This is a genomic window from Sphingobacterium sp. MYb382 (assembly GCF_037572665.1).
Taxonomy (GTDB): domain Bacteria; phylum Bacteroidota; class Bacteroidia; order Sphingobacteriales; family Sphingobacteriaceae; genus Sphingobacterium.
Genome location: NZ_JBBGZT010000004.1, coordinates 1 through 628, shown reverse-complemented (window position 1 = coordinate 628; position 628 = coordinate 1). Strand labels below are relative to the sequence as shown.

The 628-nt window shown below is 50.8% G+C and carries 1 rRNA gene; it reads right to left on the bottom strand.

From position 1 onward, the window contains the following. Positions 1–628 (bottom strand): 23S ribosomal RNA (locus WH223_RS00025); the annotation flags it as partial.

The window sequence follows — 628 nt, the reverse complement described above, 5'->3', positions numbered from 1 at the left end:
GTCTGGGTTCTTTCCCTCTCGGCCTTGGACCTTAGCACCCAAAGCCTCACTGCAGATCATATCTATCAGCATTCGGAGTTCGTCTGGATTTGGTAGGATTTGACTCCCCCGCACCCAATCGGTAGCTCTACCTCTGATAGACTTTATATCAACGCTGTTCCTAAAAACATTTCGGGGAGTACGAGCTATTTCCCAGTTTGATTGGCCTTTCACCCCTACCCTCAGGTCATCCGGAAACTTTTCAACGTTTATCGGTTCGGTCCTCCATTACATGTTACTGCAACTTCAACCTGCCCAAGGGTAGATCACAAGGTTTCGCGTCTACCTCTACTGACTATACGCCCTATTCAGACTCGCTTTCGCTGCGGCTGCGTGGCTGAACCACTTAACCTTGCCAGTAAAGAGTAACTCGTAGGCTCATTATGCAAAAGGCACGCCGTCACTGGACCTGCCAGCTCCGACCGCTTGTAAGCACACGGTTTCAGGTTCTTTTCACTCCCCTGTTCGGGGTTCTTTTCACCTTTCCCTCACGGTACTGGTTCACTATCGGTCTCTCAGGAGTATTTAGCCTTACCAGATGGTGCTGGTGGATTCCCACAGGATTTCTCCGGTCCCGCGGTACTCAGGA